Below are 24,975 nucleotides of genomic sequence, written 5' to 3' on the forward strand. Positions count from 1 at the left end.
CCCCCCCAACGCGCAAGCAATGAGGCGGCCGATAAACGACAAATCCCTTTTCCAAGGGATTTGTCGGCAATCTTTTATAACCCGTCGTTTATTTCGGAATCGTTCCTTCTACGCCTTTGACGAACCAATTCATCGCAAGAATTTCATCCAGCGTAAGCGTTTTGCCCGCTTCTACCTTCGTCTGACCGGAGGCGTCGACGATCGGACCGGTGAACACTTGGAATTCGCCGCTCAGTACTTTCGCTTTCGCGTCCTCCACCTGCTTCTTCACATCGTCCGGAACGTTTGTGCCGAACGGAGCTAGACCGACCATTTCGTCCGCCATCGAACCGGAGTATTGCTCGTTCGTCCACGTGCCGTCGATGACCGATTGGACTACCTTTGTGTAGTAAGGACCCCAGTTCCAGGTCGGATTCGTCAAGTATGCCTCAGGCGCGAATCTCGACATATCGGAATCGTTGCCTCCCGCCATTGCCCCCCGTTCGGCCGCGGCCTGCAGTGTTGCCGGAGAGTCCTGATAGGCCAGCAGCACATCCGCTCCTTTATCGAGCAGGCTGATAGCCGCCTGGCGCTCCGCCGTTGGATCGTACCACGTATTGCTCCATACGACATGCACTTTGGCATCAGGATTGACGCTTTGAATACCTAGCATAAAGGCGTTTATGTTATAAATGACTTCCGGTATTGGGAAGGCGCCCACATAGCCGATAATGTTCGACTTGGTCATGCGTCCCGCCGCAATGCCGCTTAAGTAGCTCGCTTCATAATTTTTTCCGAAATAAGTGCCCATATTGTCCGCCGTCTTGTAGCCAGCCGCGTGCATAAACTTCACGTTCGGAAATTTCTGCGCAACACTAAACGTTTGGTCCATGTAGCCGAAGCTTGTCGTAAACACGATATCGTGGTTTTGCGCAAGCTCGGTGATCACACGCTCCGCATCGGCATTTTCCGGCACATTCTCAACCGTATCAGCTTTAATGCCGAGCTTCTCTTCCATGTACTTTCGGCCGTTGTCGTGCTCGAACGTCCATCCGCCGTCGCCCGGAGGCCCGATGTACACGAAAGCGACCTTCGGCAAAGCTTTCGGTATCTCCGTTGCCGCGTCTCCGGAAGGGCTGCTTGAAGGCGCGTTCGTCTCCGCTCCCCCATTTCCGTTGCCGCATCCGGCCAAAAGCAGCGCGGACACGAGCAGCAACGTCAAACCCGCTGTCCATGTGCGTTTCAAAAGTTTCATATCGTTCCACCCGACCCTCTATATATTCATCACGACGAACCTCCATGACGTAGCTAAACTATACTAACGCGTCACATAAGTGTAAATATACTTAACATTAAATTGGTCGAAGGCTCCAAATTCCATGAAGTCCATTGTGCACGATGCACTTTCTAGTGCATTCACCCCTACTCAGATAACATACACATGACATCAGAATAGATGACGATACCATATTCTGGCCGCAGCCAACACCGATTCATCATCTACATCAAGCAGCCTTTGATCATCTTCTTCACTGCCTCGCAGCGCAACTCCACGCCAGCCCCGATCAGCAAAAAGCGCTCGCGCACCAGCATCTCCCTGTAATCGCTCGAAGGCAGGCAGCATCACACGCCGAAAAACCGCTGGCGGCATCGCCGCTTCTCCGTTGGCGCTGGCCGCATAATGCAAACCGTTGTCCGATTGTAGAGCGAATAGCAAACGCCGCACCATCGCAGCCGTTACAAAAGGCTGATCGGCGAGGGCGACAAGCGTCGCCTCCGCTTCAGCCGAGCTGGATAGTGCGGCGTTTATGCCGCATTGCAGTGAACGGGACATGCCCTCTGAAGCATCGCTGCAGTTAACGACACGGAGAGGGATGCTTGACTCCTTGACCGTATTGGACAGCCAACCCAGCGGATCATCCGGTCGAGCCACAACGAATATTTCTTCAAGAAGCCCGCTTTCCGACAGTGAACGAAGAGCCAATTGACCGAGCGGCAAGCCGTCAGCCAGTTCTATCGCGAGCTTCGCCCTCCCCATCCTGCGACTGCTTCCCGCCGCCAGGTAAACGCCGTTCATCTTCATCTATTCGCCCCTCTCCTATTTCCCTAGACAGCCTTTGACGCCGTAACGCCCTCGTTTTTATCATTTCAGCGGCGATACTGACCGCAATTTCATCCGGACCGTCAGCGCCGATTCGCAGCCCCACCGGAGCATGCACCGATGGCGGCAGCGGCACTTCGCCGAACAGCAGCCCGATCCTTTTTTTGGACCCCAGCACGCCGATATACACTGCGCGGCGACGCAGCGCTTCGTCAATCATCGCCCGATCGGCGTCCGTCCGATGGCTGCTTACAAGCACATAGTCTTTTTCTCCAATTCGCAGCGCATCCGCCACTTCATCCGGCGAACCGACCGCGACCCCCGTAGCTCCCGGAAACCGTTCCATCGCACATAACGCCGGCCGCCAATCGGCTACGACGACCTCGAACCCGCTTCGCAGCAGCAGAGAGCATATCGGCTCCGCATCACGACCGGCTCCAAATAGAACAACTCGGCAGCTTCTATCAAGCGCGACCTCCAGCAAACGAACCCCACCGTCGGTCACAGCCTCTCTACAATCTGCTTCGCCACTTGCCTCCAAACTCGCACCCGCCCGGAACGCCGCCTTGCCATAAAGGGACGCTCCCTCCTCTATTCGCCTGCGAATCTCCAGCTCACGAATTTCTCTAATCAGATAGAGCCGCTCCACACCCGCTGACAGCCGACCCAACGCATCAGATAACCATGTGCGCAACATGTTGTCGACCGGCTCCAGCAATATTTCGAGCGAACCGCCGCAGCCTACTGCTTCGCCCCAAATCGGATCTTCTTCCGCATTCAGGTTATAGCCGACTATTTCAAATCGGCCGCTCTGCATAACCGACTCTAGACGTTCCGCCAGATCATCCTCCAAACAGCCGGGACTCAAAGACCCAATCGTCCTTCCATTCGCCAAGAACAGCATCGAGGCGCCGGCTTTGCGGTAGGAATGACCCCGAACCCGCACAATCGTTGCAAGCATAGCTGGCTGCTGGACAATTGCGGCCGCTTCAAGAACATGGTTCATGCCATCCCCTCCCGTCACAGACAAAACAAGCCCAGCGTCTCTCAGAGTCTCGAAAGTAAATTTCGCAGCGTACGATCGGCCTCTCTCAGCACATAGGATTTGTCTATCGTTGTCATCATTCGCCCCCGCATGACGATTCGCCCGTCTACCATAACGGTATCAACATCGCCGCGGGTTGCCGCGTAGACGACCCGTGAATACCAATCGGCGTCAAATGACGGATAAACGTGAAAATCCTCCAAATCAAGCAATTGCAAATCAGCCAACTTACCAACCTCGACACTGCCGATTTCTTTCTCCATCCCAAGCACTTCAGCCCCGCCCATCGTCGCCATTCGCAGTACGGTTCGAGCATCCATGACCGTCGGTCCATGCTTCACTTTTTGCATAAATGCAGTCAGCCGCATCTCTTGAAACATATCCAGGTTGTTGTTGCAGGGTGCGCCGTCGGCACCGATGCCAACCGGAACGCCGTCTCTCAGCAGCTCCGGTACTTGCGCCACACCTGACGCGAGCTTCAAGTTCGAGCCAGGGCAGTGCGTAACCTTGACTCCTCTTTCCCGAATGATCCGCCTCTCTTCTTCGTCCAGCCAAATGCTATGCGCCAAAATAAGATTAGGCCGCGCCAAACCAATGCGGTCCAGATAAATCACGTTGCGCAACCCTCTCTCGCTCTCGACAATTGCGATTTCATCTTGATTTTCAGACGCATGCGTATGCACACGCACATTGTACTGCTCCGATAAATCCCTCACTCCGGTCAACAGCTCTTCGGTACAGGATACGACGAAGCGCGGGCAAAACGCATATTGAATTCTACCATCCGCGGCGCCGTTCCACTTTTCCAGCAGTTGAACGCTGTCCTCCAGCGATTTTGCCGTTTTCTCCTGCAGCGGCGCCGGCACTTCTGTCCCGTGATCCATCATCACCTTCCCTGAAATCGCGCGAATGCCGCTTTCCTGAATGGCTTGAAAAGCCGATTCCGTATGGTGCACGGTTTCCATATCGAGAATCGTTGTCGTTCCACTGCGAAGCAGTTCGCCGATGCCGAGCATGGCCGAATAATAGACCGAATCGGCATTATGCGCCGCTTCCAGCGGCCAAATGCGCTGCCGCAGCCAATCGATCAGCTCTAGATCGTCGGCTCGCCCCCGAAATAACGTTTGGCACAAATGAATATGCGTCTGCACGAATCCGGGCAGCAGCACTTTACCGTTCGCATCGATCACCGTGTCCGCCTGCACAGACGGCACACTACCTCCCACACTGGCAATTCGGTTATTCTCGACAAGCACGTCGCCTTGAATAATCTCGCCTTTTGCGTTCATCGTCATAATGACGGCGTTTCGGATAAGCGTTTTCGTCATCGCAATCGCTCCTTATCGTCAGTTGCTTGCGCTAGTGGTTCAGGTTTGGCCTTTGTTCAGGAGCCTGCGAAACATAAATGCGATTTTAAGCCGGAGCAAATGGTTCATTTTTTTCAAATCGACATCCAGCAGCTCACTCAGCTTCTCAATTCGGTACGTAGCCGTGTTGCGGTGGATAAACAGCTTTTTAGCCGTTTCGTTCAACTGACCATCGTACTCAAGATAGGCTTCCAGCGTCCGCAGCATCTCAGCCGAATATTCCGGCCCTTTATTGACGAGAGCGCCCAACCAACGCTCGCAGAACGCCTCCATTCGTTCTCTGGACACCTGCTCGAACAGAAGAGCAAGGTCCATCGTCTCGAATTTGGCTACCGGCTGACTCGCCTTCCATTCCGCCGACAACCGCTGTGTTCGCCGGCACTCGTCAAACGCTTCATAGAGCTGCTCCGGTTTTTTCTTGCGGCTGCTCACCGCCGCCCGCAGCGGACCCCAATCCACTTTTTCTAGCGACAATAAACAAGAACCAAGCTCCGCTTCTACCATTTCAGCGTCGCCTCCCGGCAGCTCTGGAAACACAGACAGCAGACCCTCATCCATCACAATATGCATACCCCGCAGCCGTTGCAGGCGGGCGTGACCGAGATACTCGGCCTTGAGACGATCCAATCGATCAGCGCGTAATCCGGCATCCATCTCGACTTGCAGCAAGTCGGTCAGCACACAAGTAAAGCTGTCACGGAATACGTCAATTTCCCAACGATCGGCATATTCCAGTACCGTCTCGATGGGCAGTCCGTTGCGTAAATACCGCTTAATGAGTACGCCAAAATCCTTTTGCACCGATAATTCAAAATAGTCCTCGTAATTCAAATTCATTTGATGGGAAAGAAGCTCCCCCGCTTGCAAAAATAAGTTTTCTTCTGCCGCTGATAAGAATAGCTGCGGATTAAACAACAGCAAAAAGCCGGTGCACCGATCCCGCTTCATCAGAGGGATCCGGAACGCTTGCCATAGCGGGCTCTTCATCCACTTCTGCTGCTGGGGCCACGGCCAGCTCGCCAGCAATTCGCCGTCGCCGATCTGTGAGCTGTTGTACACCATCTGCCCCCGCGATCCGACGACGGCCATCGGATAACCAATAATGTCGGCGACGGCGTCAAACAATTGGCCTCTGTTCTCCGTCTTCAGCGCAAAGCGCATCAATCGTGCCTGCTTGTTCATCACTTCTCGAAGCAGACCGGTATTCCGCTTCATTTCCTCGCGAAACAAGCCGTTCATCTGATCGGAAAACGTAAATTGATAGGGCAGTTCAATGAGCGGAAAACCAAGCTCGTTTGCCCTGGCGATCAGGCTATCGGGAATCGCGTCCCAGAACCTCCCGAGCTTGATACCAAGCGCCGATGAACCCCGCTGATTAAGCTTGCACAGCAATTCGGCCGCATCCTGAGGATGGTCTTTAATCAGATAAGCGGTAGTGAACAGCATTTCCCCTTCCTTAATCCAATCCGTAATATCGGGAGCATCCATTACATTGACCGACCGGACGATTCTACTTCTGCCAGCCTCCCCTGCGACAAGCTTCCCTTCCGACAAGGGATAAACAGCCAATGCCTGTTCGACGGTAATATGCATAACAGCACCTCCGCTCGATTTGAAAAAAACTGCCAATAACCGGTTGCCGCGAGGAAGATCAATGCCCCCATGCACCTTTAACTTCTCTTTATTTAATTTTATGTTATATTATATTACATATTAATCGACGGTTCCGGCATTATCAATAGTCTGTGTAAATATATGTAACTCATATTCTATCAAACCATTGTATATATAACATGAATATGACGCTATAAAAGTAAAGAAAAACCGCGAGAGCATTTTACTCTCGCGGTTTCTGAAAGACGGCCTCTTCTTTATTTTTTCTCAGGAAGCGGCAGGAAGAGCATATTAAACGGCAGGTTGCTGCCCGATGCCGGCGTAAAGCCGATCGTTACCGTTTCGACGGAATCGCCGGTCCGGTACAGGACGCCTACATCGTTCGCATTTCTTAAAATCGTAGTCGTCGTCGTATAGACCACTTTGTTGTTTACTAGGAACGCGCCGCCGTAATGCCCGCCGCGCGGATTGAGCACGATTAGCGTGTTCGGCTGCACGTTGAACAACTTCAGCACATAGTAAGCGCCGTTGTTGCCGTCATTGGACATCGTATCGCCAGTCGTGACATCAATGCCTTGCAGTCTCGAATCAACGACCTTGTCCGCAAGGATCATGCGCGAAGCTTCTGTACCAATCGGCTCCGTCACGTTGATCAAGCGATTGGCCATCTCGAACGTTCCGCGGACGTGCTTGCCATCGCGAGGAAGCTGCTTCAGCTTCGGCAGCTCGGCGATCACGTCTTTGTCCGCATCCACGACGACGATGCTGAACTTGATTGGCGCCGACGTGCTGACATCCGAGTACATCGTAATAACTCTGCCGTTGTTCAGCTTCGAGTTGCTCAGTTGGGAAAGCACGACACGACTTTCGCCTGCCGGAATTGTCGTCACTTTATTAAGCGGCGATCCTGTGCGCGACAGCAAGTAGCTGCCTACAGCAGCCTTACCCGTCTGCGATACGAACGGCGCAGGGCCGCCTACACCAACGCGCTCCTCGGTTACCGTTGCTTCCGTCTTGTTCTCGTTCGTCGCTACAATGTAGACGCGAACTGGGTTCGGACGGTTATTTTGCTTATGCGTCAGGAAACGGACGTTGCCGTTTGCCGTATCCGAATAGTAAATGCCTTCTTCGTTAATCAGCTCAGGGCTGTTGCTGCGGATGAGCGTCTGCTGACCGTTCACTGTCAGATCGTAAGAAATCGTTGGCAGCTTCAGTACGCTGGCGCCGTCAATCTCGAATCGATCGCCAACCTCTGTGAACAGCATGTCGAAATCCTTTTTCTCGTAAAGCGTTTCATTCTCGATATTGATCGTACGCGTATACTCGCCAACCGCTCCATGGTTGTCCGTTACTTTCAACGTTACGACCTGCACGCCAGGCTCGAAAAATCCTTTTAGATTATTCGTCCATTCACGTTTCGTAATCTTATCCTCATCGTCGGTGCTCAAATCGGTATACTGGATTGGCTCGCCCATTTTATAGGAGGATTTGTCCGTCTCGAAGAAAGCTGTTGGAGGCAGATTCGGCTTTTTCACTTCGATTTGAAGGGTGTAAGGATCGCTCCATACGCCGTTCGCGTCGAGCACGCGGCGAGTAACGGAATACGTTCCCGGCTCGCTGTACGAGTAAGCTTGTCCTTCCCAGCTTTCATCGACAATTGCGATGCCCTTCGGATGGTACGATTGGTCGACATAAGAAATTTCCGTTTGACCGGCGTAAATCGTCGACGGTGACGTCGTAAATGCCGCGATCGGCTTTACCGTCCATTCGATCGTCGTCTTTTTAGCCGCGTTGTCGTTCGAAATCGTCAATCCATACGGCTTGATGAGCGAACGCAGCGGGATCATAAGCGTGCCGTTTTGCACGAATGGTTGTCCCGTCAGCTTTTCGGCCTTTCCATCAACGGTGTAAGACGTGCTGCCTTCTTTGTAGCGAATCTCCATCTTTCCGTAGGAGAGGATATACTCTTTTCTTTTGGTGTCGTAATCGAGCTTGGAGTACAATCTTTCCGCCACCGAGCGGGCAGCGACGTATGTCGTTCCTTTTTGCTCGGTAAGAGGCTGGCTTGCTTTGTAAAGCTTGCCATTATGATACATTTGGTTCGTTTTCTGAATGAGAACGAGCTGCTCTTTTCCGGATTGCGTTCCTTCCGCATAGATCGGAACGGCCACGGAGCAGAGAAAAATAGCGACGAGTGCAACTAAGCTGAATTTTCTAAACATGAGAATCTCCTTTTTTATGTAATTGCTCACTGAGCTCAATAAACCGACAACATATGAACGCAGCAAAAAGGAAAAAGTTGCTCATTCTGAGGAAAAAATCGACATTGTCTTTTGCCGCCCGAAAAGTTTCACGGCAAAAGGCGTCGTAGCCGCGAAATTCACCGAAGAGTACGGCTTTCGTCTTTCTATGTTGTCGTATTGTTCGCCGCCCCATGAACGCGGTCGGTTTTCGGCAAAGCGAAGTTCATTAGAAGAAATACGACGGACAGGCCGGTCAACAATACAAAAATGCGATGCAAGCTCGATTCCAGCTGAATCGCATCGATCGAATCGGTCGCTCCCGTATGGAGCAGCAGACCGAAAAACGATATGCCTACTGTCTGACCAAGCGTACGGATGAAGTTATTGCCGGATACGGCCGCTCCGCGCAGATCCCAATCTACAGCCGAGGACACCGCTACCGTAAAGCTCGTAAGCGATAAGCCGTAGGACAAGCCAGTTAGAAACGTGCACAGCATAAACACTGCGATCGGCGTCGAAGCGTCCATCAGCATAAAGCCGAGACTGCCGGCGATAAGGAAGCCTGCCCCGATAAAAGAGATGCGCCGCATTCCGACCTTGGAAATCCAGTTGCCTGCCAGAATGGAACCGAGCGGCCAAGCGACGGATAACGGAATCATCGCTAGCCCCGAATACGTCGCGCTTTTGCCGTTTACACCCTGCAGCCATAGCGGCAAATAAAAAATGGTGACGACATTAATGACGCATATAATAAAGCTGACCGCATTGGCTGCGCTAATCGCCCGAATTTTAAACAGCTTGAGCGGGATAATCGGTTCCTTCACACGGCGTTCAATAAGAAAGAAAACGGTCAATAGAACGACGGCAGCCGTAAATAACAGAGCGATAACCGGCGTCGAGGCAGTCATGCCTCCTTCTTCCCCCCGCAGCAACGTCAGCGCGTAAAGAAAGCTGAACATCCCTAAAGCGAATGTGGCGATGCCGGCGTAGTCAATCTGCTGCCGCTTCTTCTCGTACGATTCTTTAAAGGAAACAACCAATAAATAAATTGCCGCTACGCCAAATGGCAAGTTCATATAAAAAATAGAGCGCCAAGATACATAATCGACAAGCAGCCCTCCGAGCAGAGGGCCGGATATACCGGCAATCCCCCAAATGCTGGACATCCAGCCCTGCACTTTGGCTCGCTGTTCATACGGATATAGGTCTCCAATTACGATGTAAGGAATGGTGGACAGCGCCCCCGCCCCCAGTCCTTGCAGCGCGCGGAATGCGATCAGCTGCGTCATGGACTGCGCCAGCCCCGACAGCATCGATCCGGCCAAAAAGATGAGGGCGCCGATAATAAAGATTCGCTTACGCCCATATAAATCAGAAAGCTTGCCGTAAATCGGTGTCGTGATGACCGTGGCAAGCAAATAAACGGAAATAATCCAGCTGTATTGCTCGATGCCGTGCAGTTCCTTCGTAATGCTCGGCATAGCGGTACTGACGATCGTTCCTTCGATAGCGGCCAGAAACGTCGCGACAAATAAGGCGATCGTTACATTTCGCCTGTTAGATAAAGTAGACATGATGATCCCTTCCTGGCAGTTCACGCTTGATTTAGGAGCGGAGCCGTTCGACCGTTCCCGTCCTATGGATTTCGGACTGCAATGATACTATAATCGGATAATACCGAGTAAATAGCAATCCTTTTTCATGCACGCAACTCAGGAGGTTTTCATATAACATTCTGGTTCGGTCATTTCGCAACATATCGGCCATGCTTTTCGTAATATATATCGATCGATTTCTTTTTCTTCGAGCTGCCGAAAGCGTTCGTCCTGATAAAGAGCAATTAGGAGACGCTCGGCGGCCAGCAGCGCTTTTTGTTCCTCCAATAGCAAATGAAGGCATATCGTATAGCAAACCGGCTCGAAGCTCCGCAGCCGGTGAACCGGATTTATTTTTGTATCCATCTATAAAAGCCGCCTTTCGACCCCATTTAAACATTCGACAAAAATAGCATAGTCAATAGGATGAAAGTATTGGTTACAAAATGGTTAAGAAGCCAAAAATTACGTGTAAGCTTAGCCGTTTCGTTTTCGAAATTCGCCGGGATGAAAAAAAGTAGGACTTCGTATTTAATAAACAGGTTGGGATGAATGCCGAATGGGATATCAATATTTGCTCGACATTATCGAGCAGCTCGGTTATATCGCCTTGTTTCTTGTGCTTTGTCTTGGACTAATCGGTTTGCCGATCCCGAACGAGGCGGTTGTGATGACCGGAGGAGCGCTTGCCTCATCTGGGATGCTCGAGCCAATACCCGCCTATCTGATGACGTTTCTCGGCATTTGCTCGGCCATGAGCTTCAACTACTCCATCGGCCGATTTGCAGGAAGCAGGCTGTTTGAATGGTTTATGCGCAAAAAGAATATGAGCAAATATTTGGAGAAAGCGCAGCAGCTCAGCGATAAATACGGCGGCCTCTCGCTCGGCATTGGACTGCTGCTGCCTTTCTTGCGCCATGTGATGCCTTTTGTCGCCGGAACAAATCGTTTTAAATATACTCGATTCGCCGTGTATGCCTATCCTTCCGCGTTCATATGGACGCTCATTTACTTTGCGCTAGGCGCTTTTTTCGGCATTAATGTCGAATCGATCAGCGATCTAATCTACGATTACGGTATGATTGTCGTCTATGCGGTGGCAGTCGTCGGCGGATATGCGTGCTGGAGATGGCTGCTGAAGCCGCGAATTGGCAAATCGGATAAATTGAAACGGAAAATGTAACAAAAAGAAGGCCGACTCCCTTGTCTATGAACAGTGACCCTAAGATTGACACTTTGAAAAAGTGCCCTTCTGACTTGTCGCTTTTCATAGTTTAGAGGGAATCGGCCCTTTTATTCGCTTGGTCAGTTTCGTACCAGCTTCTCCTGCGCCGCTTGTACTAGCTGGTCGAACAACTCGTCGTCTTCCTCAAGACGGTCTTCAACCTCCAGCAGCTGTTCCTCGCTGCCCGACTCATGCAAGAAAAACAAGCCGTAGCCCCACTCCGTTGCTTTACGGCTGTGCAGCGTCATTTCATATGCATTCGGGTGCCCTTCAACCTCGAAGTGCACTTGACCGATATAACCGCTTTCCTTCGTATACGTCATTTTCGCTTCCAGTATGTTCAATTTCATTCTTCTATTCTCCCTTTCGTCCGTACCGGCGTCATCGAGAGCCGTCCATGCTTGTCGCTCCCATCGATTGCCTTCTCATTCATTGTATACCGAATGCGCTGGCGTCAACAAGAAGAGATGATTTAAACGCTGCTGCGAGTGCGGATTATAGCTGCAGCTGCACTTTCCGATCGTTTAACAAGCCGGTATGAACGCCTACCCGAATCTCCGCATACAGTGCAGTACATCCCCGGCTTCAAGCCGGGTGCGAACTTCGGGAGGGTGGCTTATGGAAATTCAATTAACGGCGCTTCACTGGGTTTATTTAACCTTCGTCATCGCCATTATTGGTTTCATGCTGATGCGCCGGGACACGTCGCTCATCTGTATCGTCGGCATATTTGGCATCGGCTTGCTTGCTACGGAAACGCTTACAGGTTCGATCAGCGGCGTTTTCAACAGCTTTATTTATGCCATAAAAGAATTGCTCGGAACGATACTGATTATATCGATCATTGTCGCAATGAGCCGCGTCCTCATCCGGACGGGCATAAACGAAGTCATGATCTCGCCCTTTACGTTAATGCTTCGCACGCCGGCGATGGCATTTTGGGGCATTGGACTGATTATGCTCGTCACATCTTGGTTTTTCTGGCCATCGCCTGCTGTCGCTTTGATCGGGGCCGTTTTGCTGCCCGTCGCGATCCGGGTCGGACTGCCCGCCCTCGGTGCCGCGATGGCGATGAATTTGTTCGGGCACGGCATCGCCTTATCGGGCGACTACATTATTCAAGGAGCGCCCAAGCTGACGGCGGATGCCGCGGGCATTCCGGTCTCAAGCGTCATGCAAGCAAGCGTGCCGCTCGTTATTGTAATGGGAATTGTGACGACGACCGTCGCCTTTTGGCTTATGCGGCGGGATATGAAGCGCGGTACTTGGCGCGACGGGCTCGTTGAATTGAAACAGGAAGAAGCGGCTGTAGGCGAAACGGAGCAGGCAGATCGAAACGCTCTGAGCTACAGCTCCAAAGTGTTCTTGGCCATCCTTATTCCGATTTTATTCGCTGCCGACGTCGCCGCGATGTTCATCTTTCATCTGCAGGGCGGCGACGCAACAGCTTTAATCGGCGGTACTGCGATATTTATATTGGTGCTTATTACAATGTTGGCACATAAAAATAAAGGGCTGGAACGAACGACCGGTTATTTGATTGACGGCTTTCTGTTCGGCTTCAAAGTGTTCGGGCCGGTTATCCCGATCGCGGCGTTTTTCTATCTTGGCGATTCCGGCTTCACCGCCATGTTCGGCGAAACGCTGCCGCAAGGCTCGCACGGTATCGTCAACGATCTTGGTGTAGCCCTCGCCAATAGCGTGCCTGTCAACGGGGCGGTAGGCTCCATTACTTTGACTGCGGTCGGCGCCGTTACCGGACTCGACGGCTCAGGCTTTTCCGGCATTTCATTGGCAGGGTCCATCGCCCAACTGTTCGCTCATGCCATTGGTTCAGGCATTGCAACATTGACGGCCCTCGGCCAGGTTGCGGCTATTTGGGTCGGCGGCGGCACGCTTGTGCCGTGGGCGCTGATTCCCGCTGCCGCCATTTGCGGAGTCAGCCCGTTCGAGCTCGCTCGGCGCAACCTGAAGCCGGTGCTGATCGGTCTGGCAGTGACAACCGTCGTCGCCATGTTTCTCATTTAATCCATCGGCTTAAAGACGGTGCGAGGTACGTCTACGATAGTAGGCGTGCCTGCCATTGGCTTTTCAGGCATGCCACATCGACGGTTCTCGGCCAGGCATTGCAACATTGACCGCTCTCGGCTAGGTATTGCAACATTGACCGCCTCGGCCAGGTATTGCATCATTGACCGCCCTCGGCCAGGTTGCGGCTATTTGGTCGGCGGCGGAACGCTCGTGGCTTGGGCGCTGATTCCCGCTGCCGCCATTTGCGGGGTCAGTTCGTTCGAGCTCGCACGGCGAAATCTGAGGCTGGTGCTGATCGGTCTGGGGGTCACGACTGTCGTCGCTATGTTTCTTAATTAATCCACCGGCTTAAGGCGGTGCTGATTGGTCTTCCGGCGGCGACCGATGTGGTTATGTTTCTCATTTAACCTATCGATTCATAGACGGTGAGAGGTGCGTCTGCGATAGTAAGCGTACCCTATCAGCACGGCTAATAGGACGACGGCAAGCAGCGTCACCATCCACGCCCCGGCCGAAGAGGTCTTTGAAGTCAGAAAATCGAGTGCGGGCGGTTTAGAGCCTTGCCCTAGCTGGGACAGCTCAGCGCCCGCGCCCGACAACAGCTTCGTCCCCCCGCACAACCCCGTTTCAAGCTTGCCGCCAATCGACTTGGCGAACACCAGGTAGGATTCTCCCTGCTTGAACTCCATGCCGCAGCTGTCGCTTCCCGCCGTGGAGTACACTTTCAATTGCGAAGTAACCTGCCCCTTCCACACTTCCGCAACGCGGAACTCGTATTCGACTTTATCGAGGGTCGAGCTAAACGCAGTGAATCCTTTCGTTTTCGAGGACACCGCTTCTCCGACGAATACGGCGTCCTGCGATTTCATCTGCTCAGTGAGCACAGGCTCCACGCAGGAACAAGCTTGTACCGCTTTCGGCGCGATAGCACCGGCGAGCAGAAGCAGCCCGGTTAGGAGTGAAACGGTCAGCGCCATTTTTACTATTTTCATCTCTATTTTCCCCCTTGGCGATCTGTCGGGTTATCATCCATCGTTTTAGACGGATGAAAGCTCTAGTTTGTTGCTTTGTTCGCCGCAAGGGCGGCTTTATGCTGCCGCTTGGGAGGCAATCGTATGTTGTAAAGGCGGCGCTGTGAGTCGGTTTTCCAAGGATCACAGATAGATACCGTTTAAATCTTACACCTGCTCGGGAGCCTTACAGCTCAACTCGTTCGCGTTTTTCGCTTCTGTAAGGCGCTTTGGAGCCTTACGAGCCCAGTTCTTTCGCGTTTTCCGCTACTGTAAGGCGCCTTGGAGCCTTACAGCTCTGCTCTTTCGCGTTTTTCGCTACTGTAAGGCGCTTTGGAGCCTTACAAGCCCAGTTCTTTCGCGTTTTTCGCTGCTGTAAGGCGCTTTGGAGCCTTACGGCTCAGTTCTTTGGCGTTTTCCGCTTCTGTAAGGCGCTTTGGAGCCTTACAGCTCGGCTCTTTAGCGTTTTCTGCTGTTGTAAGGCGCTTTGGAGTCTTACGGCTCAGTTCTTTCGCGTTTTCCGATTCTGTAAGGCGCTTTGGAGCCTTACGAGCCCAGTTCTTTCGCGTTTTTCGCTACTGTAAGGCGCTTTGGAGCCTTACAAGCCCAGTTCTTTCGCGTTTTTTGCTGCTGTAAGGCGCTTTGGAGCCTTACGGCTCAGCTCTTTAGCGGTTTCTGCTTCTGTAAGGTGCTTTGGAGCCTTACAGCTCTGCTCTTTCGCGTTTTCTGCTTCTGTAAGGCGCTTTGGAGCCTTACAGCTCTGCTCTTTCGCGTTTTTCGCTGCTGTAAGGCGCTCTGGAGCCTTACAGCTCTGCTCTTTAGCGTTTTCCGCTTCTTTAAGGCGCTTTGGAGCCTTAAAGCTTGACCTGTAAGACGGTTTTCCGGCTTACGGACTCCTTTTTTGGCGCTATCGTTCGCTGTAAGACGGTTTTCCGGCTTACGGACTCCTTTTTTGGCACTATCGAGCGCTGTAAGACGGTTTTCAGGCTTACGGACTCCTTTTTTGACGCTACCGCTCGCTGTAAGACGGTTTTCCGGCTTACAGACTCCTTTTTTGGCGCTATTGAGCACTGTAAGACGGTTTTCAGGCTTACAGTACGATGGAGCGCTGTGACATACCAGATACAAGTTACAACGCGTCGCGCCAGTAGCAGCAACAACGCTCAAAAGCAGCTGCTTTCGGCTCGTGAGAAGCAAAAAAGACGTTCCTCGCTATCGCTGTGCGATAACGAAGAACGCCTTTTCCTCACGAATGCTGGTCTTTTTGTTTAACCGACTGCGGCTCCGGTATAAGCTGCGCTTTGGCCGGCCAGAACGCTTTCTTGCCGAACAGCGCCGTGATGGCCGGTACGAGGAACGGCCGAACGATGAACGTGTCCATCAATACGCCAAGCGCCGTAATAAGGCCGAATTGCACAAGCACCTGAATCGGCAGCGTTGCCAGCACCGCGAACGTGGCGGCTAGAATAAGGCCTGCCGATGTGATGACGCCGCCCGTTTCGGCGACTCCCTCTTGTATAGCTTGCTTCAGCGGCATCTCTTTGCGCTTCCGCCAAATGCTGGAGATCATGAAGATGTTGTAGTCCTCGCCCAGCGCGACTAAGAAGACAAACGAGTAAAGCGGTATCGCTCCTTGAATCGCTTCTGCGCCCATTACATAGTGCAAAATTAACCAGCCTAGTCCGAGCGCCGAGAAAAAGGACAGCACGACTGTCGCGGTCAAATAAAGCATCGCCGTCACGGAACGCAAGTAGGCCAGCAGCAGCACCATAATCAGCACGATGACAATCGGAATAACAATCTTCATATCCCGGTCGGTCGTCAACTTAGCATCATGCTGCGTTGCGGTTTGGCCGCTAATCCAAACGCGATCCGCCGAATCGGACAAACCGGATGCGGCAACAGCCGACTCTGCCTTTTCCTGAATCGCAGGAATGAGTGCCATAGCTTCTTGTGAATATGGATTTATGTTCAATATCGCTTGTACCGACTGCAAGCCGGGATCAACGGAGCTTTGCACCGGATCGGATACGCTTGCTACTTGCTCCAACTGCTTCAATGCCTCACCCAAATCGGCGTCTTTGCCGTCCGTACGAACTACTACCGTGATTGGCGCAAGCTCGCCCGGCGGGAACGATTCGGACATAACGGCAAAGCCTTCCCTCGACGGCATATCTTTCGGGAACGAGGACAGCAGATCATACGTGTACTTGGTTTGCGTGGAGAAACCGGCTAAGATCGCCAAGACCGCGACGCTTACGATAACAACTGTCCACGGCCTCTTAATGACCGCTTTGCCGATGGCTGATCCGAAGCGGTTCTCCGCCTTCGCCTTAGGCGCCGTTCTCCCTTTGCGAGCCGCCCGTTCCTCCGCCATTTCTTTCGTACGCGGGATGAACGGGTAGAACGAGCCTCTTCCGAGAATAGCCAGCAGCGCAGGTACGAGCGTCAAGCTTGCTACTCCCATTATCAGAATCGATAGGCTGAACGGAATGGCGAACCGGTGAAATGCGCCATATTGCGCGGCCAACAGCGCCAGCAGCGCCAATACGACGGTGAATCCGCTCATTGCGATCGCCCCAGAAGCATCTTTGAATGCTCGCACAAGCGCCCGCATTTTATCCTTCTCCCACTTCAACTCATGCCTGAAGTGCGAAATTAGAAACAAGCAGTAGTCAGTACCCGCCCCAAATAGCAACACCGTCATAATCGAAATCGCCTGTCCGTCAACCGTGATAGCACCATTCCCTGCTAACCAGCCGAGAATCGGACTGGTGACCGCGTAAGCGAAGCCGACTCCGATCAGCGGGATGATCGCAAGAATTGGCGACCGGTAAATCGCAAGCAGCAGCACGAGAACAAGCAGCACCGTTGCGATCATCAGTTGAACGTCCGCCCCTTTGAATAAGCCGGTTGCGTCTACCGAAATGCCCGCCGGTCCGCTAAATCTTGCGCTTAACGCATCCTCGCTGCCAACCGGTACGGTGAACGGATCGCTATCGCCGTTTACGGCTGCAGCTGCCGCTTGAATATCGGCAAAGCTTTCCTTCAACACGTCCGCATCGGCCCATTCCTCGAACGGAATCGGCTGAACGAGCGTTGTCCCGTCTTCCGAGACGAACGACTTGAGCGCCTCCGGCGGCATCAAGTGAAGCGGAGCGAGCATACCTTGCGCGTTCGCTGGATGCTCAGTCAACTGGCTCGTCAACTGCCGGATCAGCTCCAAATCGCCTTCTGTCAAACCGTTGTCTCGATGCCAGACGACGAGAGCGGGTATCCCGGACTCGTTCGGAAAATATTGCTTCACGATTCTGTCCGCAATAACGGAAGGCTTATCGTCGCTCAAATTCGGCGCGTTATTGTTTTCCTTGTCCCCGACAGGCGGCAAAAGGACGGTCAACAGCACAGCGAGCAGCACCCATACGGCAACCGTAATCCAACGTCCCCGCTTTCCGGCGACAGCAAGACTCAATCGTTCCAACATAACAACAGCCATCTCCATTTCCATCTCAATCTATTTTCGTTATAATAAAGTATCTTATTAATTAATTATATATACCAGAAGGTTAATTAATCAACCATTATGTTCTTAAATATAAAAAAAGGGGTATCGGCAAATGTCAGACCAGCCTATTAAACGTAAACCGGGACGGCCGAAGGCCGAAGGAACGCCGGAAACGATGACCGCCATCTTGCGAACAGCAGCCGGTCTCTTTATGGAGCAGGGCTTTCAACAGGTTTCGCTCGAGGGCGTCGCGAAAGCTTGCGGCGTAACCAAAGCAAGCGTCTATTACTATTTCAACAATAAAGCGGAATTGTTTACCGAAGCGGTGCTGTTCGTCCTCTCTATTGCGCATGCGCAAACGAAAGCGATTCTGAACGGCTCCGGATCGCTGCGAGAGCGGCTGACTTTGGTGGCGGAAAAGCATATGGGCAACGCCCATATCGATTTTGAAACGATGATGCGGGAAGCGTCCGCCAGCTTGAGCGACGAACAAGTTGGGCGTATCCGCGCCGGGGAGAACGGTCTTCATCTTTTGCTGGCTGACGCATTCGAGCATGCGATCGCGGACGGGACCATCAATGACGGCAACCCCGCCCTCTTCGCTCATGCCTATACCGCTATGCTGAACGTCCGCAACCGCAAGGAAGTCGTTCGTGACGAGCATACCCTCAGGCAGTCGGCCGAGGACATTATGCGTTTGCTGTGGGACGGGCTTTCTCCGCGTCAATGAATTCCATTGAAACTTGCGATTTCACGTTGCTCACCAAATGATAAAAGCGAAGACAGCCGCCAAAGCGAACCGGTAATAAGCAAACCAGCTCAACTTTAACCGCTTGATCGCATTAATAAAGGTAACGACCGCAATTGTCGCAACGGTAAAAGCAGCAACCAGGCCGATCAAAAACAACGGCAAATCGGCTGCGGTCAAAAATTCACGGCTTTTAATCAGATCGAGCCCGCTCGCTCCAGCCATTATCGGAACGGAGACGATAAACGTAAATTCGGCTGCCGCCTTCTGGCTCGCTCCGAAAAACATGCCGCCGGAAATGGTCGAGCCAGAGCGGGAAAAGCCGGGCCAGAGTGCCAGCACCTGAAACATGCCGATCGCAAAGGCTTGCTTGTACGATAAATCGTCCAATTCCTCGGCAGTCGTCTTCCGTTTGACCCGTTCAGCGACAATCATAAGTATGCCGCCGGCAATAAGCCCGATCAGCACCGTCGCCGGACTGAACAAGTAATCCTTAATAAAGCCGTGCAGCAATACGCCGAACAGTCCCGCGGGCAGCAGTGCTAGAAGGACGTGAATCGCATTAAGGCCTGAGCCCTTAGATACATTGAAGTTAAGCAGCTTGAAGAACCGTTTGCGATATAAAATAAGCACGGCCAGTACCGCTCCGAACTGAATGACAACCTCGAACGTTTTCGCCCGGTCGCCTGTAAATTGCAGCAGCTCTGCCGTTAAGATCATATGTCCGGTCGACGAGACCGGCAAAAACTCAGTCAATCCTTCGACGATGCCCATTATAATTGCATTCCATAAATCCCCCATGCCTCTCCTCCTTTTCCCAATCGTTGCCAAACCGTATCATACCATATGGCCCGGACGTTAGTCGCCCGCTGTTTGTCCCGTTTTTCCGTTCGACAAAACGACAAAAAAAACCGTACGCCCCGACGGGAGATACGGTTTTCGAGCTTTACTTTACGACGATCTCGACCTTCCTTATGCGATGCTTCTCCTTTTTGCGAATCGTAAACGTTAGTTCGGCATACGTCCATGTGTCGCCTTCTTGCAGATCAGGGTTCTGATTAAACAGCCAGCCGCCAATCGAATCAACATCCTGGCTTTGCAGATCGCTCCCCGTCGCTTGGTTCACATCGCTCAGCAGCGCTATGCCGTCCACAAGGTACCGCTTCTCCCCAATCTGCTCGATCTCCTTCGTTTCATCAGCATCGAACTCGTCCCTAATTTCCCCAACGATCTCTTCGATAATATCTTCAATCGTGATTAAACCGGACGTGCCGCCGTACTCATCGAGCAATATAGCGATATGAACGCGTTCCTGCTGCATTCTGCGCAGCAAGCTTTTGATCGGAAGCACCTCAGGGACCGACATGATCGGCTGCATGAAGTTTTCTACCGTCGTCTCTTTATGGGCATAGTCATGCATAAAAAAATACTTCGTATTAATAACCCCGATTACGTTATCCTTACTGCCTTTTATGACCGGAAAACGGGTATACTGCTCGCGCCGGATCATCGCAATATTTTCCACTCGCGATTTTTCGACATCGACGCAGATCATATCGGTCCTAGGCACCATAATTTCTCTTGCCAGCCGCTCGTCAAACTCGAAAATTCGGTTTACGTAGCTCAGCTCGCTTTTATTTATTTTTCCGCTTTCGTAGCTCTCCGACATAATGTGCCGGATTTCCTCCTCCGAGTGCGCTTCGTGCTCGCCGGTAGGCTTAAAACCAAGCATGCGGATGAGTCCGTTGGCCGAGCCGTTCAGCAGCCAAATAAACGGATACATAATCTTGTGAAACCATACGATGATCGGAGAAGTAAACTGGCTCACTTCCTCAGACTTAATGATGGCAAGCGTCTTAGGAGCCAGTTCGCCGAGCACGACATGCAAATAAGTGACGATAACGAATGAAATAATAAAGGAAAGCGCGCTGGATACGTTCGCCTGCAGCTGCAGCCTGTCAAAAAGCGGATGAAGAAGCTGATGTACCGTCGGCTCACCCAGCCAGCCTAGACCGAGCGCTGTTATTGTTATCCCAAGCTGGCAAGCCGATAAATAGCCGTCCAAATGCGTGACAACCTTCTCTACCGCTTTCGCATTGCGGACACCTTCTTTTACCATTTGAGTGACGCGGCTGGCGCGAAGCCGAACGACGGCGAACTCCGTCGCGACGAAAAACGCCGAGAAAAGCAGCAATACAGCAAACAAAACGAGTTTCAGTACCATGGGAGGCTCCTTCCCGCGCGGAACTTAACGGCTATCCACTAGCTTGCCCTAGGATTACCCCGCTCCATGCACGCACCGGAAGTGCCAACGCTGACGGAAAGTCTTCCGCACTACTTACGCCTCCCAAAGCACAGTGCCATCGCTGCACGCGGTGCTCGGTCTCGCTTCGGCAGTCACACGCACGCACTAATGCATATATACGTTCACTATTTAAGCTTAACAGCCGACCTCAACCGAGGCGTTGACGATGTAGATAAGGTCGTTTTTATCGTCTTTGTCGGGAAGCACGATACCGCTCGTTGTCACCATGCCACCGTCCTGCACCTCGACCGTCACTTGTCCATAAGGCAATACTGCCTTCACCTTCTCCAGATCAAGAAGCTCACGGTCGCAAGGAACGGCCAACTTGACGCGCACCTTCATTTGATCCAGCGATCCGTCCGGCAGCAAACTGCGCAATCCCGGCATCGAGTTGTGGTGAATAGCGTTCTGCACGGCGCGCACTGCCGCTTTCGTAATGTCTTGACCGTGAAGATCGCAGCCCATGCCGATTTCGATGAAAAACAATTTTTCCATAATCGTCACCTCGTTTTATCATTCATTCTTTCATTTTTTCTATATCGATGCTAAAGATGTTTTCTCTATTTACCAAGGAACATCGCTGCCATTTCCGTCTCCGTTCGGCTTCTCGGCAGCCCCATCCTCCGACTCGCCGCCTGCATAAGCATCCTCCTGCTGTTTGCGGTGCGTGCCAATCTCGTCCAATAATTCCGTCAGATCCGGCGGCTGAAGCAATTCAACCGGCGACATGCCCTTATCGAATTGAAACGAATCCCCTTCCAGCACAACGACATATCGGCCGTTATGTTTGGCGAAATGAAAGGCCGTGCCGAAATCGGCCAGCTTGCCTTTGACTGTCATCTCATCAAGTTTGAAGGAAAACGACAAGTCGGGCTTTTGTTCGACGAGCGCTGCCGAGGCCGCCGCCACTTGCTCATGAGACCAATACTCCTGCAAATCGCGCTTATCGCTGTTTGCCCATATTTCAATCGCGTTCTCTTCTTCACGGCGTTGATGGCTCTCCGGATCGTCCTGCCATTTGTCCTCCATAAACTGCTGCACCATCCCAAGCACTTGCTCGCCCATTACAGCGGGGAGAGGCTTCTCGTAAGAAACGAAGCGTAAAAAGTCTTCGAAATAGCGAGCGTGAGACGCCTGGTGAATTTTCAACTCCCAATGCTCGAGCATGCCATCCTCTGGCATATGCGGGTATTGAATCGACTTGATGCTTCGCGCACTGATCGCCATCTCCACTTGCGAGATGAGATTGCGTTCATCTGCAATACGGGCGATATTGGGCTCGAAGTCGCATTTCAGCAAGAAGAGAAACGGTTCGTTAAAAAAGGTATGCAGCGTCGCTCTCGCCACAATAAACGCGCCGCCCCGGACCGCACTCGTATCTAGGTAAATATGAACGAGCTCGTCCGCAATGCCGATGTAACGCTCCTTGCCATCCGCATCACGGAGACGCTGAAACAAATTAAAGTTCTGGTTGCTGCCAAGCTCATAACCCGGCTCGACCATAAAACGGCCGATTTTGGTCGGCGCGTTTTCCGTGTTCGGATTACGTTCTACCTTCCGTTTAATAATCCGCTTGAACTCCCCGTCCAGAAAACGCTTGATTTCGCTGTCCTCGTAATCTTCTCCATCCAGCGTCTGATAATGCTTATATCGACGGGAAGATCCGCTGTCCTCGCCATCGGTCACGATGACGAAAAACGATAAATATTCCATGCGCAAATCCATATTCTGCGTCACTCTCCGGCTTCTTTGTCTTTGTAAGTAAACGTCGGCTTCAATTCGCGATCATCAAAGCCCCGGTGCCACACGGCCGTCGTTGCCGGCGACATCGGCGGAATGAGCCACGACCAGCGTCCGGTTATCTCTCTGCCGCTCTCCTTCTCTTGCTTCTCGAATCTCATAAACTGCTCCGCAGCGGTATGATGGTCGACAATGCTGACGCCGTTTAATTTAAAGGAATGAATAACCGCCGCATTCAACTCCACCAACGCCCGGTCCTTCCAAAGCGACGTATTGGTCGTCGTATCGAGTCCCATAAGCTTTGCTACTTGCGGCAGCTGATTGTAACGGTCTGTATCGGCTAAATTTCTCGCCCCGATTTCCGTTCCCATATACCAGCCGTTAAACGGCGCCGCAGTATAAACGATCCCGCCAATCTCAAGCTTCATGTCCGAAATAATTGGGACTCCGTACCAGCGCAGCCCCAGCTCCTGAAAGCTCCTGATATCAGGATGCGTGAGCGGCACTTCGAGCGCCAGCCCCTCAGGCATTTCGTATAGCTTCGGCTCTCGCCCGTCGATCCGTACGACCAGCGGCAGCACGTCGAAGGACGTTCCTGCTCCTTGCCATCCGAGCTCCATGCATCGTTCGGTAAAACGCAAAGATGATGGATCGCCGATTACCCCGCTATCTGAACGATAGCCGGCATAACGGATAAGCTGATGGTTCAAGATCTCAATTCGCTTATGATCCCGTTGCTGCCGGAAAATAGTGATCGTCGGCCTGATTTTGCCTTCGTTCGTTCCGTACCGAATATGCTGAAACAAAGCGTCCGCAATTTTATCCTCCGTCTCGAGTTTTCGCTCGTCGATGACATGCAGCGATTGCCAGAACAGTCTGCCGATGCAACGATTGCTGTTACGCCAAGCCAGCTTGGCCCCGTACGCCAATTCCTCGTACGTATGCTCGTAGTCGCCATCTCGTTCAATCGCTTCTTTCACTTCGGCTAAACGGCGTACGGTTTCTTCCGGCTGCTTTCCCAGTTCACGGTAACTGGTTTGAATAAACTGCTCCGCTTCCATGAATAATTCCGGTTGGCTTGCGATCATGTCGTTCCCTGCTCTCTCTTGCCTGCAAGCTTGTGCAGCTTTTTTGTTAAAGATATCGCAATTTTGCTTCTATCGCCACTTTCGGCCGAAACGGCAAACGGGACCGAGCCGGACTTATCCGGCTGCAGTCCCGCTAGTTGTCGACAGCATTTCCGATTTAGCGATTGCGAACGCGCGCCGCAATCAGTAGCCCCGCAATAAGAATGAACGCAACGAGCGCCATCAGCGGAATAGTGATAAACCCTAACCAATTCAAATAATCTTGGTTGCACGGGATGCCCGAACGGCATGGCGCCATTTCACCGAGCTTCGGAAACCAAATCTCGATGTTGTGATAAAGCGAGATCAGGCCTCCAATCAAGCTGACGGGCAGCAAATAATTGGCCATGCGCCGGTCGCCGCGATACGCCGCCATCCCGAGCAGCAGCGCCTGCGGATACATGAAGATGCGTTGGTACCAGCATAGATCGCAAGGAATAAACCCTTTCACCTCGCTGAAGTACAGGCTGCCGCCCGTTGCGATTAGCGAGACAACCCAAGCTAAGTATAAGCCATTTCGCTGCAGCCAGGATTCACGTTCAATCGAATCGGTTTCTTGGAATTCGGCTGTCGTCACCGGTTATTTTCCCTCCAGCTCTTTGTCGATCGCCGATTTGATCGCTTCATAGCTAATCGGCCCCTCGTACTTCTTGCCGTTAATGAACAGCGTCGGCGTCCCTTGCACATTCATCGGACGAACGAGCGCTGCATCGCGGTTAACCTGCTTTTCATACGTCTTATTGTCGATGTCGCTTTTCAGCTTGTCGTAATCAATCGGCAGGTTGGCGTCCTTCGCCAGCTGTACCAAATAATCCGGCGTTGCCCATGCGATCCGCTCGTCCTGCTGATGATCGTAAATCGCTTTGTAGTAATCCCAGAATGCTTCTTTATTTTGCTGATGTACCGCTTCAGCGGCCAGAGCGGCCGTCGTCGAATCTCTGCCGATGAACGGATAGTTGACGAAGTAAAGCGACGCTTTGCCCATCTCGATAAAATCTTTATCGAGCTGCGGTTTAATGTTTTGCGCGAAAAATTGGCAGGTCGGACATTTGTAATCGCCGAATTCGACGATTTTAACCGGAGCGGACTCGCTGCCCAGCATCGGTAAAGCTTCATATTCAAAGTTGACCGGTTTGTTCTGATTGCTGATGCCAAGCACGATGACGGCAACTACGGCTACGATCGCCAGCGTCAAAAAGATGATCGGCTTATTCGAGGCTTTAGCGGCCGCCTGCTTTCCTTGATTATAACTGTTTTGCTGTTTTTTCTTCGGTTTGCTCAATGCGGTTCAAATCCTTCCCAATTATCGAATGAATGCGCCTTGTAGCCAGTGTAGTTAC

Annotated in this window: 21 protein-coding genes and 1 pseudogene; 4 read left to right on the forward strand and 18 right to left on the reverse strand. The window is 52.2% G+C overall.

Annotated features, from left to right (window positions below; translation table 11 throughout):
• Positions 1 to 88: 88 nt before the first annotated feature.
• The 8 genes from ACFVTB_RS16005 to ACFVTB_RS16040 all read right to left on the reverse strand — a co-directional run bounded on the left by ACFVTB_RS16005 (position 89) and on the right by ACFVTB_RS16040 (position 10,310).
• A complete protein-coding gene (locus tag ACFVTB_RS16005) occupies positions 89 to 1,234 on the reverse strand; it encodes a BMP family ABC transporter substrate-binding protein (RefSeq protein ID WP_387750911.1) in 1,146 nt (381 codons plus the stop codon).
• A 192-nt stretch (positions 1,235 to 1,426) separates the two neighbouring features.
• On the reverse strand, positions 1,427 to 2,017 hold the full coding sequence (locus ACFVTB_RS16010; protein ID WP_387750914.1) for an NTP transferase domain-containing protein: 591 nt from the start codon (positions 2,015 to 2,017) through the stop codon (positions 1,427 to 1,429).
• A complete protein-coding gene (locus ACFVTB_RS16015; protein ID WP_387750916.1) occupies positions 1,983 to 3,086 on the reverse strand; it encodes an XdhC family protein in 1,104 nt (367 codons plus the stop codon). The genes ACFVTB_RS16010 and ACFVTB_RS16015 overlap by 35 nt, the downstream gene beginning before the upstream one ends.
• 41 nt (positions 3,087 to 3,127) lie before the next feature.
• Positions 3,128 to 4,453 (reverse strand): 5'-deoxyadenosine deaminase, encoded by a 1,326-nt coding sequence (locus ACFVTB_RS16020; RefSeq protein ID WP_387750919.1) that lies wholly within the window; start codon positions 4,451 to 4,453, stop codon positions 3,128 to 3,130.
• A gap of 39 nt (positions 4,454 to 4,492) precedes the next feature.
• Positions 4,493 to 6,085, reverse strand: a complete 1,593-nt coding sequence (locus ACFVTB_RS16025) for a PucR family transcriptional regulator (RefSeq protein WP_387750921.1) — start codon at positions 6,083 to 6,085, stop codon at positions 4,493 to 4,495.
• 278 nt (positions 6,086 to 6,363) lie between these two features.
• Positions 6,364 to 8,328, reverse strand: a complete 1,965-nt coding sequence (locus ACFVTB_RS16030) for a copper amine oxidase N-terminal domain-containing protein (protein WP_387750924.1) — start codon at positions 8,326 to 8,328, stop codon at positions 6,364 to 6,366.
• A 185-nt stretch (positions 8,329 to 8,513) separates the two neighbouring features.
• Positions 8,514 to 9,923: an MDR family MFS transporter gene (locus tag ACFVTB_RS16035; protein ID WP_387750927.1), complete on the reverse strand. Its 1,410-nt coding sequence runs from the start codon at positions 9,921 to 9,923 to the stop codon at positions 8,514 to 8,516.
• 138 nt (positions 9,924 to 10,061) lie between these two features.
• A complete protein-coding gene (locus ACFVTB_RS16040; protein WP_387750930.1) occupies positions 10,062 to 10,310 on the reverse strand; it encodes a hypothetical protein in 249 nt (82 codons plus the stop codon).
• Between the two features lie 193 nt (positions 10,311 to 10,503).
• Here ACFVTB_RS16040 and ACFVTB_RS16045 point away from each other — a divergent pair, with 193 nt between their 5' ends.
• Positions 10,504 to 11,127 (forward strand): DedA family protein, encoded by a 624-nt coding sequence (locus ACFVTB_RS16045; protein ID WP_387750932.1) that lies wholly within the window; start codon positions 10,504 to 10,506, stop codon positions 11,125 to 11,127.
• A gap of 122 nt (positions 11,128 to 11,249) precedes the next feature.
• Here ACFVTB_RS16045 and ACFVTB_RS16050 read toward each other — a convergent pair whose 3' ends face one another.
• On the reverse strand, positions 11,250 to 11,519 hold the full coding sequence (locus ACFVTB_RS16050; protein WP_387750935.1) for a hypothetical protein: 270 nt from the start codon (positions 11,517 to 11,519) through the stop codon (positions 11,250 to 11,252).
• A gap of 268 nt (positions 11,520 to 11,787) precedes the next feature.
• On the opposite strand from ACFVTB_RS16050, the gene ACFVTB_RS16055 reads away from it, so the two are divergent.
• Together ACFVTB_RS16055 and ACFVTB_RS16060 are read left to right on the forward strand one after the other, a co-directional pair.
• Positions 11,788 to 13,197, forward strand: a complete 1,410-nt coding sequence (locus ACFVTB_RS16055; RefSeq protein ID WP_387750938.1) for a hypothetical protein — start codon at positions 11,788 to 11,790, stop codon at positions 13,195 to 13,197.
• A gap of 151 nt (positions 13,198 to 13,348) precedes the next feature.
• A pseudogene (locus ACFVTB_RS16060) lies at positions 13,349 to 13,539 on the forward strand (hypothetical protein); the annotation flags it as partial.
• Positions 13,540 to 13,616: 77 nt separating this feature from the next.
• Here the strand turns inward: ACFVTB_RS16060 and ACFVTB_RS16065 are convergent.
• On the reverse strand, positions 13,617 to 14,192 hold the full coding sequence (locus ACFVTB_RS16065) for a hypothetical protein (RefSeq protein ID WP_387750941.1): 576 nt from the start codon (positions 14,190 to 14,192) through the stop codon (positions 13,617 to 13,619).
• 1,264 nt (positions 14,193 to 15,456) lie between these two features.
• Positions 15,457 to 17,694, reverse strand: a complete 2,238-nt coding sequence (locus tag ACFVTB_RS16070; RefSeq protein ID WP_387750943.1) for an MMPL family transporter — start codon at positions 17,692 to 17,694, stop codon at positions 15,457 to 15,459.
• A gap of 133 nt (positions 17,695 to 17,827) precedes the next feature.
• Between ACFVTB_RS16070 and ACFVTB_RS16075 the strand changes: the two genes are divergently transcribed.
• Complete coding sequence (locus ACFVTB_RS16075; protein WP_387750946.1) at positions 17,828 to 18,445, forward strand: TetR/AcrR family transcriptional regulator; 618 nt, start codon at positions 17,828 to 17,830, stop codon at positions 18,443 to 18,445.
• A gap of 30 nt (positions 18,446 to 18,475) precedes the next feature.
• Here the strand turns inward: ACFVTB_RS16075 and ACFVTB_RS16080 are convergent, their stop codons facing one another.
• The 7 genes from ACFVTB_RS16080 to ACFVTB_RS16110 form a co-directional block, all read right to left on the reverse strand.
• Positions 18,476 to 19,264, reverse strand: coding sequence for an undecaprenyl-diphosphate phosphatase (locus ACFVTB_RS16080; RefSeq protein ID WP_387750949.1), 789 nt, complete (start codon positions 19,262 to 19,264; stop codon positions 18,476 to 18,478).
• Positions 19,265 to 19,409: 145 nt separating this feature from the next.
• Positions 19,410 to 20,687, reverse strand: a complete 1,278-nt coding sequence (locus tag ACFVTB_RS16085; protein ID WP_387750952.1) for a hemolysin family protein — start codon at positions 20,685 to 20,687, stop codon at positions 19,410 to 19,412.
• A 216-nt stretch (positions 20,688 to 20,903) separates the two neighbouring features.
• Positions 20,904 to 21,263 (reverse strand): Lin0512 family protein, encoded by a 360-nt coding sequence (locus ACFVTB_RS16090; protein WP_387750955.1) that lies wholly within the window; start codon positions 21,261 to 21,263, stop codon positions 20,904 to 20,906.
• A 69-nt stretch (positions 21,264 to 21,332) separates the two neighbouring features.
• Positions 21,333 to 22,493 (reverse strand): DUF3900 domain-containing protein, encoded by a 1,161-nt coding sequence (locus ACFVTB_RS16095; protein ID WP_387750958.1) that lies wholly within the window; start codon positions 22,491 to 22,493, stop codon positions 21,333 to 21,335.
• An 8-nt stretch (positions 22,494 to 22,501) separates the two neighbouring features.
• Positions 22,502 to 23,596: a nitric oxide synthase oxygenase gene (locus tag ACFVTB_RS16100; protein ID WP_387750961.1), complete on the reverse strand. Its 1,095-nt coding sequence runs from the start codon at positions 23,594 to 23,596 to the stop codon at positions 22,502 to 22,504.
• 157 nt (positions 23,597 to 23,753) lie between these two features.
• Positions 23,754 to 24,179: a disulfide oxidoreductase gene (locus ACFVTB_RS16105; RefSeq protein WP_387751416.1), complete on the reverse strand. Its 426-nt coding sequence runs from the start codon at positions 24,177 to 24,179 to the stop codon at positions 23,754 to 23,756.
• Between the two features lie 36 nt (positions 24,180 to 24,215).
• Entirely contained in the window at positions 24,216 to 24,917 is a 702-nt protein-coding gene (locus tag ACFVTB_RS16110) for a DsbA family protein (RefSeq protein WP_387750964.1), read from the reverse strand.
• Between the last annotated feature and the right edge of the window lie 58 nt (positions 24,918 to 24,975).

Origin of the sequence: Paenibacillus sp. NPDC058071 (assembly GCF_042885235.1) — a bacterium.
Lineage (GTDB): Bacteria > Bacillota > Bacilli > Paenibacillales > Paenibacillaceae > Pristimantibacillus.

Bases quoted from the DNA above. Each gene is read 5' to 3' on its own strand.
- ACFVTB_RS16005 (WP_387750911.1), bottom strand. From the start codon at position 1,234: ATGAAACTTTTGAAACGCACATGGACAGCGGGTTTGACGTTGCTGCTC.
- ACFVTB_RS16010 (WP_387750914.1), bottom strand. From the start codon at position 2,017: ATGGGGAGGGCGAAGCTCGCGATAGAACTGGCTGACGGCTTGCCGCTC.
- ACFVTB_RS16015 (WP_387750916.1), bottom strand. From the start codon at position 3,086: ATGAACCATGTTCTTGAAGCGGCCGCAATTGTCCAGCAGCCAGCTATG.
- ACFVTB_RS16020 (WP_387750919.1), bottom strand. From the start codon at position 4,453: ATGACGAAAACGCTTATCCGAAACGCCGTCATTATGACGATGAACGCA.
- ACFVTB_RS16025 (WP_387750921.1), bottom strand. From the start codon at position 6,085: ATGCATATTACCGTCGAACAGGCATTGGCTGTTTATCCCTTGTCGGAA.
- ACFVTB_RS16030 (WP_387750924.1), bottom strand. From the start codon at position 8,328: ATGTTTAGAAAATTCAGCTTAGTTGCACTCGTCGCTATTTTTCTCTGC.
- ACFVTB_RS16035 (WP_387750927.1), bottom strand. From the start codon at position 9,923: ATGTCTACTTTATCTAACAGGCGAAATGTAACGATCGCCTTATTTGTC.
- ACFVTB_RS16040 (WP_387750930.1), bottom strand. From the start codon at position 10,310: ATGGATACAAAAATAAATCCGGTTCACCGGCTGCGGAGCTTCGAGCCG.
- ACFVTB_RS16045 (WP_387750932.1), top strand. From the start codon at position 10,504: ATGGGATATCAATATTTGCTCGACATTATCGAGCAGCTCGGTTATATC.
- ACFVTB_RS16050 (WP_387750935.1), bottom strand. From the start codon at position 11,519: ATGAAATTGAACATACTGGAAGCGAAAATGACGTATACGAAGGAAAGC.
- ACFVTB_RS16055 (WP_387750938.1), top strand. From the start codon at position 11,788: ATGGAAATTCAATTAACGGCGCTTCACTGGGTTTATTTAACCTTCGTC.
- ACFVTB_RS16065 (WP_387750941.1), bottom strand. From the start codon at position 14,192: ATGAAAATAGTAAAAATGGCGCTGACCGTTTCACTCCTAACCGGGCTG.
- ACFVTB_RS16070 (WP_387750943.1), bottom strand. From the start codon at position 17,694: ATGTTGGAACGATTGAGTCTTGCTGTCGCCGGAAAGCGGGGACGTTGG.
- ACFVTB_RS16075 (WP_387750946.1), top strand. From the start codon at position 17,828: ATGTCAGACCAGCCTATTAAACGTAAACCGGGACGGCCGAAGGCCGAA.
- ACFVTB_RS16080 (WP_387750949.1), bottom strand. From the start codon at position 19,264: ATGGGGGATTTATGGAATGCAATTATAATGGGCATCGTCGAAGGATTG.
- ACFVTB_RS16085 (WP_387750952.1), bottom strand. From the start codon at position 20,687: ATGGTACTGAAACTCGTTTTGTTTGCTGTATTGCTGCTTTTCTCGGCG.
- ACFVTB_RS16090 (WP_387750955.1), bottom strand. From the start codon at position 21,263: ATGGAAAAATTGTTTTTCATCGAAATCGGCATGGGCTGCGATCTTCAC.
- ACFVTB_RS16095 (WP_387750958.1), bottom strand. From the start codon at position 22,493: ATGGATTTGCGCATGGAATATTTATCGTTTTTCGTCATCGTGACCGAT.
- ACFVTB_RS16100 (WP_387750961.1), bottom strand. From the start codon at position 23,596: ATGATCGCAAGCCAACCGGAATTATTCATGGAAGCGGAGCAGTTTATT.